Below are 16,846 nucleotides of genomic sequence, written 5' to 3'. Positions count from 1 at the left end.
CATGCTGCTGCATCTTCCCCGCCTGCCGGGACACGGCAGTGAGCAACGGGTGAAGAACCGACCGGCTCTCGCCGGTCATGGCGCGGAGGCTGTTCGCGACGCCATCGCGCGTACCATCGTAACTTTGCTTGAACAACTCCGTCGCTTGCTGACCTGTGATCAGGGAGCCGAGATGGCACAGCACACCCGTTTGAGAATCGATGCTAGCGTGCAGGTCGACTTCTGTGATCCGCAAAGTGCGTGGCAGCGAGGTTCGCTTCATCTGTCTTTCCCTCAGAAGGCCGGACTCTAACTTCAACGCTTCAACTGGAGGAAATCGGCAGGGCCAGGTCATTTGCCGTCACGCTGTGAGCCTTGCGTATCCCAGGGCCTCCCGGCAATGAGCGGCCCCGATTACATGCGTCGACTTTCTTTTGCGGAGCTAGAACGTTTGATGGGAAAACGCAAACTGCCGCGATCGCAATTGGCAGCGAACGTAAGTCTGTGTACCCTTTTGACTACTCCATCGTAGCTTTTGTCCTGACAACGTCAGTCGTATGTCAGATTTCCATCGGGTCCGGGTATCGGTACATTTACCCGCTATCGCCCAGTTGCCCGCACTCGTTTGGCTGATATTCTTGAACCTGCATGAGGTGTCTCCCGCCGAAGCGCCTGCCGTATCGATCACGGTGTGCAGGTCATTTTCGCTGAAACCTCGAGCGCACGCGGTGCTGTCGACAGCCCATAATCCGGAGACTGACGCAAACTCTAAACGGGCACCTCCCAAAGATTCTGAGGCATTGCCGGAGCCGTCAAGCGGCGTCGCATTAATTAAGCTTGAGGTTGCTCGTTGAACATGGTCAGGGAGCGATTGCCCTTGGTTAGACTTCATATTTGAGATGTTTGAGGTCACAATAAGATCGTTACCTAAAGCGCTGCCGCCAGCGCCCGGCGCCGCTTCTGTCATCTCGGCCGCGGATGGACCGTCTTGGTTCGTGAACTCACGAGCATCGTCTACTTTGGGCGTTGGCGACTGTTGCCATGCCGCAGCCGTGCTCTGAACCAAAGACAGCGGACCCGAATTAGCAGCTTTAGAGATAAGTGCCTCGGTCACAGGGGCGGATTGAACCTTGCCTCGACCCCACACGCGCTCAAAGAAGCCGATTTGGTCCAAACTGAAGGGAATTGCAATCAACGCCAAGCTTGCCGGGAATGCCGCACGCCACAAAAGTACCCGACGCCGCTCCAGAACCCGTCTTAGCGATAACTCGCCAAACATGATCGCCACCGCCGCCTGGGCTGCAACCGCAGCGCTTGCGACGATGACGAAGTAGCCAACGAGGATCACCCAAGCAGGTACAATGAAATTAAACTGGGGGAATGCCCCCAGCATCAGTGGCACATACCATGAAATTGCAGAAACCGCTCCAGACGACAACAAAAACGATCTTTGGGATCGCGAAATCCCTTCGAAAAGACTTCTGCCCATCTGGTCACGAAGAGCTGGTAACACATAGCTGTGGACGAAGACTCCGTTGATCGTGAGGATCACCACAATCGATATCTTCGCCCAGATCTTTGGATTCCACAGCTTGGCCGGATCGAATAAACCGTAATGCACCAAGAAGCCAATGCCAGACAACCAAAGTAAACCAAGACCAACGGACACGACCTTAGAGGCTGACTGAAAAAGAAGCTGAGTGATTTCAGCCAGTTGTGATTCCTTCGGATTTGCGAAGATTCGAGGGAGAGCACGATGGTCTGGACTGAAATCACCCGCCGACACTATAGGCGGGCGAGCTTGCGATATGAAAGCGATACGACGGATGCCGAGTGGTTTGTGATGGAGCCGCTTCTGCCGCCTGCTTCGGCGCTCGGTCGCCCGCGTGCGACAGATATGCGAACGGTGATGGATGCGATCCTGTATATTGCGTCGACCGGCTGCCAATGGCGGCAGTTGCCCAAGGATTTCCCGCCCTACTCGACGGTGCAGGGCTATTTCTACGCGTGGTCGCGCGGCGGACTGTTTGCGTCGCTGAACTACACGCTCGTGATGGCCTCGCGCGAGGCGGCTGGCCGAGAGGCGAGCCCAACGGCCGGAGTGATTGACAGCCAGTCGGTGAAAACCACGGAAAGCGGCGGCCCCCGGGGCTATGATGCAGGTAAGAAAATCAAGGGCCGCAAGCGCCACATCGTCACCGACACGCAAGGAAACTTGGTCGGGCTGGTCGTGCACGAAGCCAGCATTCAGGACCGTGATGGTGCCCCGTGCGTTCTTGCTTCGATACGTTATCGCTATCCGTGGCTGCGCCATATTTTTGCCGATGGTGGCTATGCCGGAGATAAGCTGCGTCAAGCTTTGAAGCGCATCGGCAATTGGACGATAGAAATCATAAAACGATCCGACAGGGAGCAGGGCTTCGAAATCCTACCGCGCCGATGGGTCGTCGAACGAACGTTCGGATGGCTCGGTCGCTGCCGCAGATTGGCAAAGGACTTCGAGACCACAATCGCCAGCGCCGTTGCCTGGGCGTTCGTCGCTCACATTCGCGTCCTTATAAGACGGCTTGCAAAAGCCTGAAATCAAACGAATTCATTATGAGTCAGACTCTAAGACGAAAATTCGATAATTCTGACGTAGTCCTCTGATATAGTCCGAGTAATTGCAAACCGAACGATTATCAAATCAAGCAGGGTTGCTGCACCTAGCCCTACCACTAAGCCACAGAAATGGACAAAGCGCAGGCCCACCCGAGACAGTAATATCGGATCAGAAAAAAAATGAGCGAGTATGGATTGCATGCTACGACCCCCCGAGATGTCCATACAACCCTCTCGCCAACAAAAACGGCGGACTTGTGAAGAAATCGCGATATTCACAAGGCGCTCACACTTGCGCTCTCATGATAGCCAAGGCTAAATCGATAGTAGTTTGTGCACGGATACGACCAGAATCACGATTGCTCCTCTTCGTTTCGTTGATGCGACATCCAACCTTGTAGCGGTTTGGCTCATTTGGTACCTACAGAACTTCATTACTACGTACAGCCGCCTGCTTTTGCTTTCTTTAAATACCGCCGGCATTATTGGTCGACCGTACGCCAAAACTACTATTTCAGCGAAGTCTAAGGTTGGCTTGGGTCCTGCGCTAAGCGGGGCGCCACCTGTAATATCTGCGACAAGATCGCAAGGCGTACTCTGGCGGAGAGACCGCTTCCAGCTGCAGCTCGGTCTTTCGACCGCTTGCGGCGGAGGAAGACCGACGGCGCGCACACATATTCGCTGGTGAACGCTGATTGCGCGGCAAAACTTCCGAAATCGAGCAGCAGATTATTCAGATCGACCAGGATCTGAGCAGCGAGGTTGCCAAGGAACTGCGCGAGATCGACGGCAAGATCGGAGAATTCATCGAGCGCAAGGTAACGGCGGAGGATCAGCTCAAACGGGTAGATATACGCGCTCCGCAAAACGGCGTCGTCGATCAACTTCAGCGTCCACACTGTTGGCGGCGTGGTGAGCCCAGCCGACCCCGTGATGTTGATCGTGCCGGAAGCCGAGCAGAGTTTGCTGTTAGCCTTGCTCTTCGGCGCACCACCCCGAGAGCCGTGCGTCGGGCAGACGCGATAACCAGTTGCTCTGAGACCGAACTTTGGACCACCGGCAGAAAGTCGTTGTGGCGCATTACGTCGATCTGAGCTTTCTTTCCGCTGCCAAGAGACGCCTCGGTCATTAAAGCCGTGGCGGCCCAAGCGGGCGCGCGCTGCTACTTTGCTTTGAGTGCCTCGTCGTAGAAGGTTTCGTCGACGTATGTTCGCCAGTCCGGCAAGTCCTTCTTGGGTACCCCGTACTGCTTGCGCACCGCCAGAGCGGTCTGTGCGCCTGCCGGATCGAATTTAGCCCGCGGCTGGAAACCTTCGGTCTCGGACAGCATGGCCTCGCGTGCCTTCGCAATCAACGCATCCGGCGTATTGGGAATGTAGCGAGCGTAAATGGTCGCCGCCTCGGCGCGGTTTTGGTCGTCCGTAAGCCACTCGCCGGCGGCGACATATGCACGAATGAAGCTTTGTAATTGGTTGGGATGGCTCGCCGCCCAAGATCGTCGCGCCGCACCCGAGAGAGCCTGATAGCGGCCCAGCATCGACTGGATATCGCCCAGTCGCCGAAATCCGTTCTGCTCGGGGAGGATTTCCTGCGGGGAACTGACCATCGTCGCTGCGATCCGGCCTTCCGTCAGCGCCTTGACGCGCGACGCGGTGCCGCCGAGACGTTCCAGCTTGTAGCTTCCCGGCGGGAGACCGTTCTGCTCCAGCAGCCGGTACATCAGCAGCGTATAGCCGGTGGAAAGGGCGTCGACGCCGAGCGTTTTGTCCCTCAGGTCGGCGAACGTGGCGATGCCGGGCTGAACGATCAGGCGCAGTGTGCTGGAAATCCCTCCCATGAACACGAACAAGTCTGGCGGGACGTCGAAACTGGTTTCCCCCTGTCCCTCCTGATACGCGACGATGTTGTCGAACGGTGTCATGGCGATGTCGAAATCGCCGGCCATGATGCCCTTGATCTGAAATACCGAGCCGGGCGTTTCGGTGACCTTGACCTCGAGTCCTTCCCTGGCGAAGAAGCCTTTGTCCTGGGCGACAAAGATCGGCCAGCTGAGGCCGCCGGGAAAGATGATCAGTTTGAGGTGCGCTGGTTGCGCGATCGCCGGGCCGCAGAACAAAACAAATGCCAGCAACAGAAAAGTTCGCATCGTTAGCTCCCAAATCATTTTGTAGGCATTTCTGAACCAGCGATTGACCGGTCAGCCTCGCGGCGGCTGACCGACCGCCAGATGGCCATCAGTCGATCGGCCAGTTCGCAAAGGACCGGGCCGCGAACGATCCGACACGGATTTCCTCATCAGGGCCATTCGGATCTACGAAGAACCTGATGCGCAGGGAGTAGTCCTCTAGGTAGGAAAAATCAGGGCGAAGGCGGAAAGGGCGATCGTGCCCAGGGTAGATCGTATCGGCCATTGCTGCTGCTCGCTGCAGGCTTTCGGCTGCAACGCCTTGGGCTGCGGCGTCCACCGGGCGACCGACAAGCTCTCTGGCGCAGCCAACAGCGTCGCCGGCGAGCAGGGTATCACCAACCATGAGGCCGATTGAACCCGGCGTGTGACCTGGCAGGTCGACGACGTGCACGCCGTCTGTAATCACGGTATCACCGGTGACCGGAGTCAGCCGCAGTTTGTGCAACGCCCGGCCGATATAGGCCGGCGTGCTAGAGTCGTGCTCTTGCGGCGTGTCGGCATAAGCCAGTTCGCGTGCGTGGATGACGATGGACGCCGCAGGAAAAAGGTCGGCATTGGCAGCATGGTCCCAGTGCACATGTGACAGCACCACCGTGTCAATCATTTCCGGCGCAATCCCGAGCCGCTTCAGCCGGTTCTGCAGGATCGGCCGATAGGCGTAAGGACCAGTATCAAACAGGATCACGCGTCCCGCGGTCTGCACCAGCAAAACACTGGAAATTCCTGTGAGAAACTTATCCGCCGAGGCCGGGATGCCTGTAAATAGCGAGGTGATGGAGGTGGCCATATTCATATTGCGCCTCCCAAGCCGCTGCAGTGCCTTTCGGTGGAAATTGCGATGTCAAAGTCTTGGCCGTGCGGTTGGAAGGCAAAGCTGAGCGCGTAGTTGTACTGGCTCAGATACGTGACCTGCTGGTTTTCAAACCGGAAGGCGCGATCATGGCCAGGATAGAAGACGTTGCCCGCCGCCAGGGCCCGGTCCAGGCTACGCTGTGCCTTGGCTGGATCGAAGAACGCGACGTCCGGTACGCCACGCGTGGCGTCACGTGCCGACCACAGCGCGTCGCTTGCTAGCACCAGGCGATCCTCGCCGCTTTCGATTGCAAGTCCTTGCAGCCCGACCGAATGCCCGGGCAGCAGCAGTGTATGTACACCGGGAAAGAGTTGCTGTTCCTCGTCCGGGAGCAGCGTCATGTTCATGCCATGTAGCATCTCGCGCACATAGGGCGGCGTGCCCCAGTCATTTACTCGCGGCGCAACGGCGTATTCGTATTCAAGCCGCGGCGTGATGATCTCGGCATGCGCGAACAGGTCGATGTTTTCGACGTGATCCCAATGCAAATGGGTCAGGAAGACGGTGTCGATGTCGCGCGGGGTGAGGCCATGCGAGGCGAGTGCTGCTACCAGCATCGGCCGGACGCGAAACGGGCCAGTGTCGAACAGCATCGTCCGTCCGGCGCCCCGCAGCAGCAGCAGCGAGCAAATGCCGAACAGAAAATGATCGGCTTTCGCGGGAAGACCGGCAATGAGAAGGTCTACTTTCACGGTCCATCCCTAGGCGAGGCCCGGCCAAAGGTTGCTTGCTTCGGGCGTTTCGTTGTGCCTAGATTACGCATAACAAAACAAATTATGCAAATGGGAGGAGTTATGATGGTCCGTTCCCCGCGTCGATGGGCTTTCGCTTCGGTTATGTCCGGCCTCTGCCTTGCGGCGTTCGCCGCCGGATCGCTGCAAGCTCAGACCTTGGCTAATCCTGCGCCTGTCGTCGTCAAGGCTGCCTATATCCCCGTCATCACTTGGCTGCCTGCCTGGGTGGCGAAGGAAAAGGGGTTCTTTGCTAATCACGGATTAGATGTCACCCTAAGCGTGGCTCAGAACCTATCGGTGCTGCCGGGGACCCTCGGCAGGCAATTCGATTTTGCGCCGAGCACGGCGCCCGACCTGCTCAAAGCTGTGGCTAGCGGACTCGATGTCGTTGCCGTCGCGGCGTCGGTGTTCGAGACGGAGGACAATCCATCCACGCAGCTGATGGTCGCCAAGGATTCCGGGATCACGTCGGCTAAAGATCTTACCGGCAAGCTGATTGCCACGCCCACAATCGGTGGTGTGATCCACGTGTCCGTGCTGTACTGGCTGAAGAAGAACGGCGTCGATCCGGCCAGCGTTCGCGCCGTGGAAGTGCCTTTCCCAAATATGGGTGATCAGCTCAAGGCCAAGCGGGTAGATGCCGTCGAGGCGGTGGAACCTTTCGTCGGCGCATTGCGCAACGCCGGCAATGTCGCGCTGACCGCCCCGTTGTTGAGCGCCGGAAAGGAAGTGCTATTCCCTTTCTGGATTTCCTCCGGCGAGTGGGCGCGGTCGCATCGGCCGACGGTCTCAGCGTGGAAGGCGTCGCTGGACGAGGCCATCGCCTTCATCAAGGCGAATCCCGAAGAAGCCCGCAAGATCGTCGCGCAGTACACCAAGCTGCCCGAGCCGGTCGTCCAGGCGACGCCGTTCCCGGCCTATCGCACCGCCATTACGGCCAAGGACATAGGGGTCTGGGCCGACGTGATGCGCGAGATCGGCCAGCTTCCGACCCCGGTCGATCCCGCCAAGCTAGTGGTGGCGCCATAGCGAGTACGATCAGGCTCATGTCAGCGCCCGTCTTCGAGTGCCGATCGGCTAGTGTCGTGCTGTCGCTGACAGCCGGTCCTCGCCCTATCATCTCCGACATCAACCTGGAATTGCACGACGCCGAGTTCCTATCGATCGTCGGACCTTCTGGGACCGGCAAGACTACGCTTCTACGGATGCTCGGCGGCCTAATGCCGCCAACTAGCGGCGAAGTGCTGGTCAAGGGAAAAGCGTTGAACGGGCCGCCCGAAGGTGTGGTGATCGTGTTTCAGGACTACGCCGCTGCGCTGCTGCAATGGCGTACGGTCGCCAGCAATGTCGCATTTGGCATCGAGCGGCAAATGCCGCGGCAAGAATGCGCCGATCGCGTTAATGATGCGTTGAATCTCGTCGGCCTGTCGAAGCGGGCCGGCGATTACCCCTGGCAGCTTTCGGGTGGAATGCAGCAACGTGTGCAGATAGCTCGCGCGCTAGCGCTGCGCCCTGCGGTGATGTTGATGGACGAGCCGTTCGCGGCCCTGGACGCGATGACCAAGGCTGGATTGCAGGACGAGTTGCTGCGGGTGCGCGATCAAACCCGCACCAGTTTCGTCTTTATTACCCACGATATCGAGGAGGCAGTCTATCTTGGTGACCGGGTCGCGGTTCTGAACGGCAGCCCCGGTCGCATCGGGCAGGTAGTCACCATCGATCTTCCGGGCCCGCGTAACCAGGTGCTGACCCGGCAGTTGCCGCAATTCCTGGCCCATCGTTACGATCTGCACGAAGCGATCGGCCATGGTTAGTCGCTCGGTCCTGCTTCGCATCAACTGGCCCGGGCTTGCAGTCTTCGCGCTGATTGTCGCAGTGTGGGAGGCATCGGTCCGGTTGGGCGCCATCGCTTTCGAATTCTTTCCGGCGCCGTCCGCGATCTTCGCCGGCGCTATTGCGCTGGCCAAGGACGGCATCTTGCTGCACGACCTGCTGCATACCCTGCTGTCGATCGCGATCGGCTGGAGCGTAGCAATGATCATCGGGGTGTCGCTGGGGCTGTTGCTCGGCTTTTCACCCTTGGCGCGACGCTACGGCCTTGCTAGCATTGAAGTATTGCGCCCGATGCCGGGCATTGCGTTTGCGCCGCTGGGACTGTTGCTGTTCGGATTTTCGTTGCAGACTGAACTCGTCGTGATGGTTCTACCGACCGTCTGGCCGGTGATGATCAACACGATGGGCGGCATTGCCAATGTGCACCTGCGGCTGACCGACGTCGGCCGGACTTTTCGGATGAATTCCTTGGAGATCGTGCGCTATTTGCTGCTACCGGCGGCGATGCCGTCGATCGTGACCGGGGGCCGGATCAGTCTCGGACTTGCCTTAGTTATGGCGATCGTCGCGGAGATCGTCGGCAATCCCGAGGGACTAGGCTATGGAATTGTGCGCGAACAGCAGGCGCTGCACCCGGAATCAATGTTCGCCTACATAGCGGTGGTAGGCGTGCTGGGTCTTGTGCTAAACGCCGGCGTGTTGGGGCTCGCCAGATTACTCTGGCCTGCGATGGCGCCGAGGCCGGCCGCATGACCGGGCCGAGGTTGAGATTTGCCGCGCTCTGCCGTCTGGTTTCAGAGTTGCCGTCGCCGCGCGGACTTCTGCCACTGATCGTCGGCCTCGTCGCCTGGCAATTATTGCAGACCGGTAACTCTCCGTATTTTCCGCCGCCCTCGGCCTGGTGGAAAGGGATGGTGCAAATCGCCTCTGGCGGAAAGCTGCTCGGCGCCAGTATAGCCACCATCGAGACCATTGTTGTCGGTCTCGCGCTGTCGATCGTCGCAGGCGCCACAATCGGTGTAGTTATCGGAATATCGCCGCGCATCAGCAGAGCGCTCGGCCCCTTGCTGGAATTCTGCCGCGCAATGCCGCCGCCTGCGATTGTGCCACTGGCAATTCTGTTTCTCGGTTACGACGAGCGGATGAAGCTGACTATTGTTGCCGTTTCGGCAATGTGGCCAATCCTGCTCAACACATCGTCGGCTGTGCAGCACATTCATCCGATTCTTCTGGATGTCTCGACATCGTTCAGACTTTCGCTGCTCGAACGGGTCCGGCTGATCGTGATTCCATCCGTGATCCCGGCGATACTGCTTGGCATCAGGATCGCGCTGCCGCTCACTATCGTACTTACGCTGCTGGTGGAGATACTGACTTCGATCGAAGGCATCGGTGCGTTGATGATCGCTGCGCAACGCAATTTCCAATCCGGCCAAGTCTACGGCTTACTGGTGCTGGTCGGTTTGTTTGGCTTCGTTCTCAACAACGCCTTCTCGATCGCGCAGGCCGCGATTCTGCAGCGCTGGCCTCCAAGGAATGTTCAGGCATGACCGTACGCCAACCAGGCAAAGCTCGACCGGTTCACGACGATGATGCCGACATCGGTGGCGCCGCGCCGCGCATCGAGCAGATCGGTGTGCAATCCGTCGAGGTCGCCGGCAATTTGCTGAAGACTCTGGCCAAGCTGGACGGCCCTCAGACGCTAAGCGCGCTCGCGGCCGCTGCGGGCTTGGTGCCGGCCAAAGCTCATCGCTATCTCGTCAGTCTGATCCGCGAAGGCTTCGTCGAGCAAAGTGCCGCCGACGGACGCTACGATTTCGGTGGCGCGGCGCGCCTGATCGGTCGAGTCGCTATGAACCGACTTGATATTGTCAGGATTGGAACCCCGCTGCTCAGTAAGCTCAGGGACGATCTCCGCGAAACCGTCTTCATGGGGGTGTGGACGCCGCAGGGACCGATGGTGATCGAATGGTTCGACATTGTCCGGCCGATCTCGGTGGTGATCCGTCCCGGCTCTATTCTGCCGCTTCATACATCTGCGTTCGGGCTGATCTGCGCGAGCTATCTGCCGTCCGCAACCCTTGAGTGCGCGGTGCAATCGGTGATGCCGCAACCGAACCTCCAGTCGCGCAAGCTGGCAAAGGCAAAGCTTGCGGCGCTTGTCGAGGACATTCGCCGCAAGGGTTTCAGCCTGGTCAGCGGCGATCTGATCGCGGGACTCGATGCGATCGCAGTCCCGGTGCTGGATCACCAGCACGATCTCGTCGCCTGTCTGGCGGCGGTGGGGTCGACCGGTTCGTTGGATGTATCGCCATCAGGCAACATCGTGCGCGAGCTGAAGGCGTCAGCCGCGCGGTTCACGCAGTTGCTCGGCTGACGCCCGTGGGCGGGAAAGACGCGATGATGGTCGAAGGTTTGAACTACGAAATTGCGGGTCGCGTGGCGTCGGTAACCTTTACTCGGCCCGAATCGCTGAACCTGTTGACTGGGGACATTCTGATCGCACTCGGGTGCATAGCAGGAGCACTGGCCGACAGGCCCGATGTCGATGTTCTCACCATCGCCGGTGAAGGTACCTCCTGTTTTTCGACCGGCATCCTCACACCGGCGCTGCGGTGCAGCCTAAGCAAAGAGGAGGTTTTGCGGCTGATCCGCCTCGCCAACGCCTCGTTCGACGCTATCGAAGCGCTGCCGCAGATCGTCATTGCCGGACTGAACGGTATGGTAAGGGCTGGGGCTGTTGAATTGGCCCTGGCCTGCGACATTAGGATCGCCGGCGATCACGTCACACAGTCGTCACCGGAGGCCAAATGGGGCGGCTTTCCGGGGGTCGGCGCCCCGGTCCGGCTCCCGCGAATCGTCGGCGTCGGGCGTGCGCTCGATCTCTTGTGCACCGGCCGCGAGATCGATGCCGAGGAAATGCTGCGCATTGGGCTCGCGGATCGGATCGTGGCGTCCGACAGCGTTCACGCGGTGCTCGCCGATATGGCGCGCATTATCGCGGAAAATGGTCCGCTGGCTACAAAGGGTACCAAACGGATTGTCAGGACACGAGAAGCCTCGGGGTTTGCTGCGGCACGGGCTTTGTCTGACGAACTGCGCGCGGCGCTGGAATGGACGGCCGATGTCGACGAAGGAATGGCTGCAGTGCGCGAAGGCCGTAAGCCAATTTTCACTGGGCGATAGCGATACAGGAACATCATCATGCCGCATGTAAATGTGAGATCGGTTTCTCTGCACTACCAAGTTCTAGGGAATAGCGGTCCTTGGGTGGCGCTGGTCTCCGGGGCCCGACGCAGCATGGATGAGGTGAGGGGCCTCGCCGAGCGAGTCGCCGACGCGGGATTTCGGGTGCTCCTTCACGATCGCCGCAATACCGGTCGATCGAGTCTGTCGCTGGACGGCGAGGGATCGGAGTTTGAGATCTGGGCTGATGATTTGTACGCATTGGCGGGGTCGCTCGGGCTACCGCCGCTGATCATCGGCGGGTCGTCGTCGGGATGCCGGCTCGCTACTATTATGGCGTTGCGCCACCGCGAAGCCATCGCTGGCCTGCTAATGATGCGAGTGACCGGAGGTGCCTTCGCGGTGAAGCGGCTATCTCGTGTTTATTACACGCAATATGTCGAAGCAGCACAACAAGGCGGCATGGACGAGGTCTGCCGCACAGACCATTTCAAGGATCTAATCGAAATCGATGCATCACGTCGCGCAGAGATCATGGCGTGGGATCAGCAACGCTTCATTGAAGTTATGAGTCGGTGGCGGGCCGAACTCGAAAGCGGTGTCAACGATCCGATGCTGGGAGCGAGCGCAGCGGCCCTGAAGGCGATCGACTTTCCTGTGTGCGTGCTACCCGGCAACGATATGACCCACTCAATCACTGCCGGTCTCGAGGTGCAAAAGCTGATCCCGGGCGCCGAGCTGCATCTGCTGCGCAAGGACCAGTTAAGCGTCGACCTGATTCCGATCGCCGAATGGGTGCCCGACGATCGGCTCGCGCCGGTCGTGGTCGGATTTTTCGGCCGGGTCGGTGCCACGGCGAAGGTCGCGTAGATCGAATTGCATGGTGCATCGGCCATGCGTAACGCTCGGCTGCCGACAGGGTGGGTGAGATGTCTTATCGAATTTCTTTAGTAGGCAAGGTCGCTTTGATCGTCGGCGGTAGCGGCGGCATAGGCGACGCTTCTGCGCGATCGTTCTCCGGCTGTGGCGCGCACGTGGCGGTCACGCATCGCGTCGGCGCCGACAAGGCTGACGCTGCCAAGCAGGTATTGAACGGCCTGGCCGGCGACGGTCATGCGGCATTCGCGGCCGACGTGGCCGACACCGCTACCCTGTTGGCGCTGCGCGACGCCATTACTTCGCGCTATGGCCGGCTCGACATTTTGGTCAACAGCGCCGGCTTCACGACACCGGTGCCGCATACTGATCTCGATGCACTCGACGACGAACTGATCGACCGCATGTTTGCGGTGAACTGGCGCGGCCAGTTGCCACCATCCGCGCCTTCGCCCCGTTGCTGAAAGCCTCAGGCGACGGCCTGATCGTCTCGGTGTCCTCGATCGCCGGCATAAGTGGTTCCGGCTCGTCGATTGCTTATTGCGCTGCCAAGGCCGGGATCGACGTCATGACAAAATCGCTCGGCCGCGCGCTTGCGCCCGAGATCCGCGTGCTCGGCGTGTCGCCTAGCGTAGTTGATACCGGTTTCGTTTCGGGGCGGGGCGCCGATTTCAACGCCAAGACTGGTGCGACCACTCCGCTGAAGCGGGTTGCCACGGCCGACGACGTAGCTGCCGCGATCCTAGCCTGCGCCACTCACCTAGGCTTTTCGACCGGCACGACGCTTGTCGTCGACGGCGGCAGACTTTTGTAATGAAATCACCATGCGCAATCCTCAAAGGGCCGTTCGACATAAACCGTGTCGTCGCCGAATACGGCCTTGGCTTCGGAACAGCAGCGCGCATATACAAAGGGGCGATGCCCCGCACCATTGATGTAAGATGGCTGAGGGTAACTCCAAAGCAGTACCGTGAAACCGGGAAGGGTTAGTAATGGCGGATCGTTTTGTGACAGATGTTGGCGGCTTGCCTGCGGGAGAGGTGCCGAAAGAGGAGGTCAAACAGCTTTTTTGGGAAAAGCAGATGATCGCCATGTTCAATGTGTTGTGGAATAAGGGCATCATGAACCTCGACGAATTCCGCCGGACGATCGAGCAGATGACGCCAGAGGAATATAAGAATTCGACGTTCTACGGCCGTCGCGTCCACGGCATGGCGGAGATGATGGTTGAAAAGGGCTACGTTTCGCGCGACGAATTGGTGCGCCGGACGGAGGAGGTGTTCCGGAATGGGCGCGGCGCCCCATGACCGGATATAACGAATCTTTCTTGGTCGGCGACAAGGTCAAAATCATCGATCTCGACAAGCCCGGCCACGTGCGCACGCCGCGATATATCCGCAATAAGCCCGGCACAATCGATTACGTCTGCGGCAAGTTCGAGAACCCGGAAGAGCGGGCCTACGGCAGGGTCGGCGGCGAGCGTATTCCGCTCTATCGCGTCCGCCTGATGCAGAAGGATATCTGGCCGGATTACGCCGGGCCGGAAAACGATTCGCTCGTCATTGAAATCTATGGCCACTGGCTACGGCTGCTTTCGTCGCATGGAGAAACTTCATGAGTCACGACCACGATCATCCGCATGACCACTCTCACGGGCACGATCAATCCCACGAACACAGCCACGCACCCCATCCACTGCTGCCCTACGACGAGGACGTCGAGTTGACGATGGAGGAAGCGCGCTTCATCGCGCTGCGCGCCATGCTGATCGAAAAGGGTCTCATCACCGCCGTCGAGATCCGCCGCCGGCTTGAGATCAACGACATCGCCTCGCCGCATCAGGGTGCTCGCATGGTGGCGCGGGCTTGGCTTGATCCCGACTACAAAGCGCGCATGCTGAAGGATGGCAAGAAGGCAGCCATAGAACTTGGTATCGAAGTGACGGAAGCCGAACTCATGGTGATCGAGAATACCGAAGAGACCCACAACCTGATCGTCTGCACGCTGTGCTCATGCTATCCGCGCTCGCTGCTAGGCGAACCCCCAGCCTGGTACGTGAGCAAGAATTACCGCTCGCGCGCCGTGCGCCAGCCGCGCGAGGTCTTGCAGGAATTCGGCCTCGTGCTGCCAGAATCCGTCGAGGTGCGCGTCCACGACAGTAACGCCGACCTACGCTACATCGTGCTGCCGTTGCGTCCGAAGGGCACCGAGGATTTGAACGAGCGTGAGCTCGCCGATCTCGTATCTCGCGATTCCTTGGTGGGCGCGGCGTTACCCGGCGTCGCGTCGTAATCGGTGTCCAAGTGTCATTCGGCCTGCAACATTGATCGGTTCCCACTGACTGGTCCAGTTGGATGTTCGTGCACGGGCGGCTTGGGTGCCAGCGCGGTCGGCGTATATGATCAGGGTTGCGAAATCGACCGCGCGATCATTGCGGGCACGAAGACCTCTGGGGCTGGTGGCCTATAACCCAGCGAGCCGTGAGTGCGGACGGTATTTTTATGCCGACGCCAGCTTTTAATCACGATCCTGGCCTCAGCCAGTGAGTAGAAGATGTCGCAGTCCAAAAGCTCGTCGCGAAGCCGGGCGTTGAATGACTCGATGAAGCCATTCTCCCATGGGCTGCCTAGCATGATCTAGGCGGTCTTCGCATCCACCGCCGCGATCTAGTCTTGCACAGCTTTTGCAATGAGCTCCGGGCCGTTTTCAGAGCGAATGTGTCCGGCACACCGAGCGCCTCGCACAACCAATCCGCCGGCCAGAACCCCCGGTGCTTCGAAATGAAACCGAACTTCACATCGATTCCTTCGCGAAGTAGAGGCCGAGGTTGCAGACTTTCTCGGCAGGCATACCGATTTGAAGACCGCGGACGGGCACCAGCGGGTCGTGCGCCACGGTCACCTGCCGGAACGCGAGGTGATGACCGGTATCTGTCCGGTCGTCGTCCGCCAGCCGCGTGTGCGCGATCGCGAGGAAGGCGCTACCGACCCCGCCCGCATCCGGTTCTCGCCGTCGATCCTGCCGCCCTACATGCGCCGCTCGAAGTCTATCGAGACGCTGCTGCCGATCCTTTACCTGAAGGGCATCTCGAACGGCGACTTCTCGGAGGCGCTGGCAGCGCTGCTCGGCAAGGATGCTGCCGGGTTGTCTGCATCTGCCATCGGCCGCCTAAAGGACGGCTGGCTCGACGAGCACATCACGTGGCAGAGGCGCGATCTGTCGGCGAAGCGCTACGTCCACATCTGTGCTGATGGCATCCATCTCCAGGCACGCCTCGAAGACGAAAAGAAGTGCATCCTGGTGCTGATCGGCGCGACCCCGGAAGGCCGCAAGGAACTGGTCGGCTTCACCGATGGCGCCCGCGAGAGCGCGCAGGACTGGCGGATCGCCTTGTCCGCCAGTTCGGCCTGACCGCCGAGGTAATTCGCCTCTAAAATCACCGCTACGTCCTTGAGGTTGTGAACAGTGATCGAAGCGATCTGCGGGGCAGTACGGCCGGCGAACGCCAGCCTGGTGACGGCGGTTCCACGAAGGTCGTGAAAATGCAGATCGAAATCGCCGAGGTTCGCCCGGTCGAACGCCTTTCGGCTCAAGGCGTCGCGCCGGACAGGAAGATTTCTACCGGAGCGATTGAAGTGACCGGGTCCTCCTCGAAGGGCACGTGGCCGAGGTTGGGCAAGCGTACCAGGCGCGCGTGGGGCATGTATCGCAGGTAATCGGCCGCGTTGCTGATGGGGATCATGGCATCCTTTTCGCCCCAGAGGAGCAGCGTCGGGGTCTGAATGCCGGCCAGGGTCGGGGCGGGATCGCGCAGGATCACCTGGCCCATCCTTGCGAGGATCGCAGGTCGCACGCCGGGAGCCCGCATCATGTCGCGATAGCGGGTCAGTGTCGCCTCGCTCAGGGCCTCCGGGTTGGCATAGGCGGGAGCCAGATTTGCCTTCAGCAGGCCGCGCGGCGCGACGTAGGGCAGCGCCTGCATCATCAATGGCGTCTCGCTGACCCTGTCGTATTCGAAACCCGGGCTCGCGAAGCCGTCCGGCGAGACCAGCACCAGGCGCGTGACGCGGTGGGGGTTCAGGGCGGCGAAGTTCCAGGCGATGCGTCCACCGAGAGAATTGCCAATGAGGCTGGCCCGGTCGATTCCCAATTGGTCCATCAAGCCGGTCAGGATCTTGATAGCACGCGCGTCTGTGTAGTCGCCTGTGGGGTCGGGGCCGGTCAGGCCAAAGCCGGGCAGGTCAAACCGGATAACCCTGAAGCGCGCCGACAGCGCCTGCGCCCATGGCTCCCAGGTGTCCAGGCTGGCGCCGAAGCCGTGCAGGAGGATCACCGCCGCTGCGTCGCGCGGGCCGGTGTCGCGCAGGCGCAGACGCAAATCATCGACGCTCCGATAGTCGCCGGGATAGGCGGCTTCCAGGACGGCGCGGGGCTTGTCGGGGGCGTACAGCCACAGCGCCAGGGCGACGATTCCGACAGCGGCCACGCCTGCTGCCCAAGCGAATATCATCGGGGTGATTTTCCTTTTGCTGGCCAAAACGCGGCTCCTGATATTTGCAAGTTCAGACAGGCGTATCACGATGCAAAAAAGGCGTG

16 protein-coding genes and 5 pseudogenes are annotated in these 16,846 nt (G+C 59.9%); 15 read left to right on the top strand and 6 right to left on the bottom strand.

The features are described from left to right. Position 1 precedes the first annotated feature (1 nt). Positions 2-256, top strand: a pseudogene (locus FNL56_RS20845) (IS30 family transposase); the annotation flags it as partial. Between the two features lie 165 nt (positions 257-421). Here the strand turns inward: FNL56_RS20845 and FNL56_RS20840 are convergent. Beyond that, entirely contained in the window at positions 422-1,765 is a 1,344-nt protein-coding gene (locus FNL56_RS20840; RefSeq protein ID WP_168204625.1) for a hypothetical protein, read from the bottom strand. On the opposite strand from FNL56_RS20840, the gene FNL56_RS20835 reads away from it, so the two are divergent. Both FNL56_RS20835 and FNL56_RS28480 read left to right on the top strand, forming a co-directional pair. Then, positions 1,736-2,560, top strand: a complete 825-nt coding sequence (locus FNL56_RS20835; RefSeq protein ID WP_143577461.1) for an IS5 family transposase — start codon at positions 1,736-1,738, stop codon at positions 2,558-2,560. The genes FNL56_RS20840 and FNL56_RS20835 overlap by 30 nt on opposite strands. 718 nt (positions 2,561-3,278) lie before the next feature. Further along, positions 3,279-3,540: pseudogene (locus FNL56_RS28480) on the top strand (HlyD family efflux transporter periplasmic adaptor subunit); the annotation flags it as partial. A 202-nt stretch (positions 3,541-3,742) separates the two neighbouring features. On the opposite strand, the gene FNL56_RS20825 reads toward FNL56_RS28480, so the two are convergent. From FNL56_RS20825 to FNL56_RS20815, 3 genes are all read right to left on the bottom strand, one after another. Next, complete coding sequence (locus tag FNL56_RS20825) at positions 3,743-4,726, bottom strand: ABC transporter substrate-binding protein (RefSeq protein ID WP_168202992.1); 984 nt, start codon at positions 4,724-4,726, stop codon at positions 3,743-3,745. An 88-nt stretch (positions 4,727-4,814) separates the two neighbouring features. Further along, positions 4,815-5,561 carry an MBL fold metallo-hydrolase gene (locus FNL56_RS20820; RefSeq protein WP_143574843.1) on the bottom strand — a complete coding sequence of 249 codons (747 nt, stop codon included), beginning with the start codon at positions 5,559-5,561 and terminating at the stop codon, positions 4,815-4,817. Beyond that, positions 5,558-6,313: an MBL fold metallo-hydrolase gene (locus tag FNL56_RS20815; protein ID WP_168202991.1), complete on the bottom strand. Its 756-nt coding sequence runs from the start codon at positions 6,311-6,313 to the stop codon at positions 5,558-5,560. The genes FNL56_RS20820 and FNL56_RS20815 overlap by 4 nt, the downstream gene beginning before the upstream one ends. 102 nt (positions 6,314-6,415) lie before the next feature. Between FNL56_RS20815 and FNL56_RS20810 the strand changes: the two genes are divergently transcribed. The 11 genes and pseudogenes from FNL56_RS20810 (at position 6,416) to FNL56_RS20760 (ending at position 14,542) form a co-directional block, all read left to right on the top strand. Then, entirely contained in the window at positions 6,416-7,384 is a 969-nt protein-coding gene (locus FNL56_RS20810; RefSeq protein ID WP_168202990.1) for an ABC transporter substrate-binding protein, read from the top strand. A 56-nt stretch (positions 7,385-7,440) separates the two neighbouring features. Beyond that, on the top strand, positions 7,441-8,169 hold the full coding sequence (locus tag FNL56_RS20805) for an ABC transporter ATP-binding protein (RefSeq protein ID WP_246660744.1): 729 nt from the start codon (positions 7,441-7,443) through the stop codon (positions 8,167-8,169). Positions 8,170-8,332: 163 nt separating this feature from the next. Continuing rightward, positions 8,333-8,941 carry an ABC transporter permease gene (locus tag FNL56_RS20800; RefSeq protein ID WP_168202989.1) on the top strand — a complete coding sequence of 203 codons (609 nt, stop codon included), beginning with the start codon at positions 8,333-8,335 and terminating at the stop codon, positions 8,939-8,941. Then, positions 8,938-9,738 (top strand): ABC transporter permease, encoded by an 801-nt coding sequence (locus tag FNL56_RS20795; protein WP_143574838.1) that lies wholly within the window; start codon positions 8,938-8,940, stop codon positions 9,736-9,738. Before FNL56_RS20800 ends, FNL56_RS20795 begins: the two co-directional genes overlap by 4 nt. Next, positions 9,735-10,565 carry an IclR family transcriptional regulator gene (locus tag FNL56_RS20790; RefSeq protein ID WP_143574837.1) on the top strand — a complete coding sequence of 277 codons (831 nt, stop codon included), beginning with the start codon at positions 9,735-9,737 and terminating at the stop codon, positions 10,563-10,565. Before FNL56_RS20795 ends, FNL56_RS20790 begins: the two co-directional genes overlap by 4 nt. A 23-nt stretch (positions 10,566-10,588) precedes the next feature. Continuing rightward, positions 10,589-11,374 (top strand): enoyl-CoA hydratase/isomerase family protein, encoded by a 786-nt coding sequence (locus tag FNL56_RS20785; RefSeq protein WP_143578237.1) that lies wholly within the window; start codon positions 10,589-10,591, stop codon positions 11,372-11,374. A gap of 18 nt (positions 11,375-11,392) precedes the next feature. Continuing rightward, positions 11,393-12,244, top strand: a complete 852-nt coding sequence (locus tag FNL56_RS20780) for an alpha/beta fold hydrolase (RefSeq protein ID WP_143574835.1) — start codon at positions 11,393-11,395, stop codon at positions 12,242-12,244. A gap of 59 nt (positions 12,245-12,303) precedes the next feature. After that, positions 12,304-13,064: pseudogene (locus FNL56_RS20775) on the top strand (SDR family NAD(P)-dependent oxidoreductase). 178 nt (positions 13,065-13,242) lie between these two features. Further along, entirely contained in the window at positions 13,243-13,557 is a 315-nt protein-coding gene (locus FNL56_RS28645) for an SH3-like domain-containing protein (protein WP_143574834.1), read from the top strand. 20 nt (positions 13,558-13,577) lie between these two features. Continuing rightward, positions 13,578-13,868, top strand: a complete 291-nt coding sequence (locus tag FNL56_RS28640; RefSeq protein WP_210245421.1) for an SH3-like domain-containing protein — start codon at positions 13,578-13,580, stop codon at positions 13,866-13,868. After that, on the top strand, positions 13,865-14,542 hold the full coding sequence (locus tag FNL56_RS20760; RefSeq protein WP_143582319.1) for a nitrile hydratase subunit alpha: 678 nt from the start codon (positions 13,865-13,867) through the stop codon (positions 14,540-14,542). The genes FNL56_RS28640 and FNL56_RS20760 overlap by 4 nt, the downstream gene beginning before the upstream one ends. Positions 14,543-14,652: 110 nt before the next feature. Here the strand turns inward: FNL56_RS20760 and FNL56_RS20755 are convergent. Continuing rightward, a pseudogene (locus tag FNL56_RS20755) lies at positions 14,653-14,973 on the bottom strand (integrase core domain-containing protein); the annotation flags it as partial. Positions 14,974-15,064: 91 nt separating this feature from the next. Here FNL56_RS20755 and FNL56_RS20750 point away from each other — a divergent pair. Beyond that, a pseudogene (locus FNL56_RS20750) lies at positions 15,065-15,634 on the top strand (transposase); the annotation flags it as partial. A 205-nt stretch (positions 15,635-15,839) separates the two neighbouring features. Here the strand turns inward: FNL56_RS20750 and FNL56_RS20745 are convergent. Continuing rightward, complete coding sequence (locus tag FNL56_RS20745) at positions 15,840-16,787, bottom strand: alpha/beta fold hydrolase (protein WP_210245420.1); 948 nt, start codon at positions 16,785-16,787, stop codon at positions 15,840-15,842. Between the last annotated feature and the right edge of the window lie 59 nt (positions 16,788-16,846).

This window comes from Tardiphaga sp. vice304 (assembly GCF_007018905.1).
Lineage (GTDB): Bacteria > Pseudomonadota > Alphaproteobacteria > Rhizobiales > Xanthobacteraceae > Tardiphaga.
This window is presented reverse-complemented; position numbering and strand designations above follow the sequence as displayed.

Bases quoted from the DNA above. Each gene is read 5' to 3' on its own strand.
- FNL56_RS20835 (WP_143577461.1), top strand. From the start codon at position 1,736: ATGGTCTGGACTGAAATCACCCGCCGACACTATAGGCGGGCGAGCTTG.
- FNL56_RS20795 (WP_143574838.1), top strand. From the start codon at position 8,938: ATGACCGGGCCGAGGTTGAGATTTGCCGCGCTCTGCCGTCTGGTTTCA.
- FNL56_RS20780 (WP_143574835.1), top strand. From the start codon at position 11,393: ATGCCGCATGTAAATGTGAGATCGGTTTCTCTGCACTACCAAGTTCTA.
- FNL56_RS20810 (WP_168202990.1), top strand. From the start codon at position 6,416: ATGATGGTCCGTTCCCCGCGTCGATGGGCTTTCGCTTCGGTTATGTCC.
- FNL56_RS28645 (WP_143574834.1), top strand. From the start codon at position 13,243: ATGGCGGATCGTTTTGTGACAGATGTTGGCGGCTTGCCTGCGGGAGAG.
- FNL56_RS20760 (WP_143582319.1), top strand. From the start codon at position 13,865: ATGAGTCACGACCACGATCATCCGCATGACCACTCTCACGGGCACGAT.
- FNL56_RS20820 (WP_143574843.1), bottom strand. From the start codon at position 5,561: ATGAATATGGCCACCTCCATCACCTCGCTATTTACAGGCATCCCGGCC.
- FNL56_RS20785 (WP_143578237.1), top strand. From the start codon at position 10,589: ATGATGGTCGAAGGTTTGAACTACGAAATTGCGGGTCGCGTGGCGTCG.
- FNL56_RS20790 (WP_143574837.1), top strand. From the start codon at position 9,735: ATGACCGTACGCCAACCAGGCAAAGCTCGACCGGTTCACGACGATGAT.
- FNL56_RS20825 (WP_168202992.1), bottom strand. From the start codon at position 4,726: ATGCGAACTTTTCTGTTGCTGGCATTTGTTTTGTTCTGCGGCCCGGCG.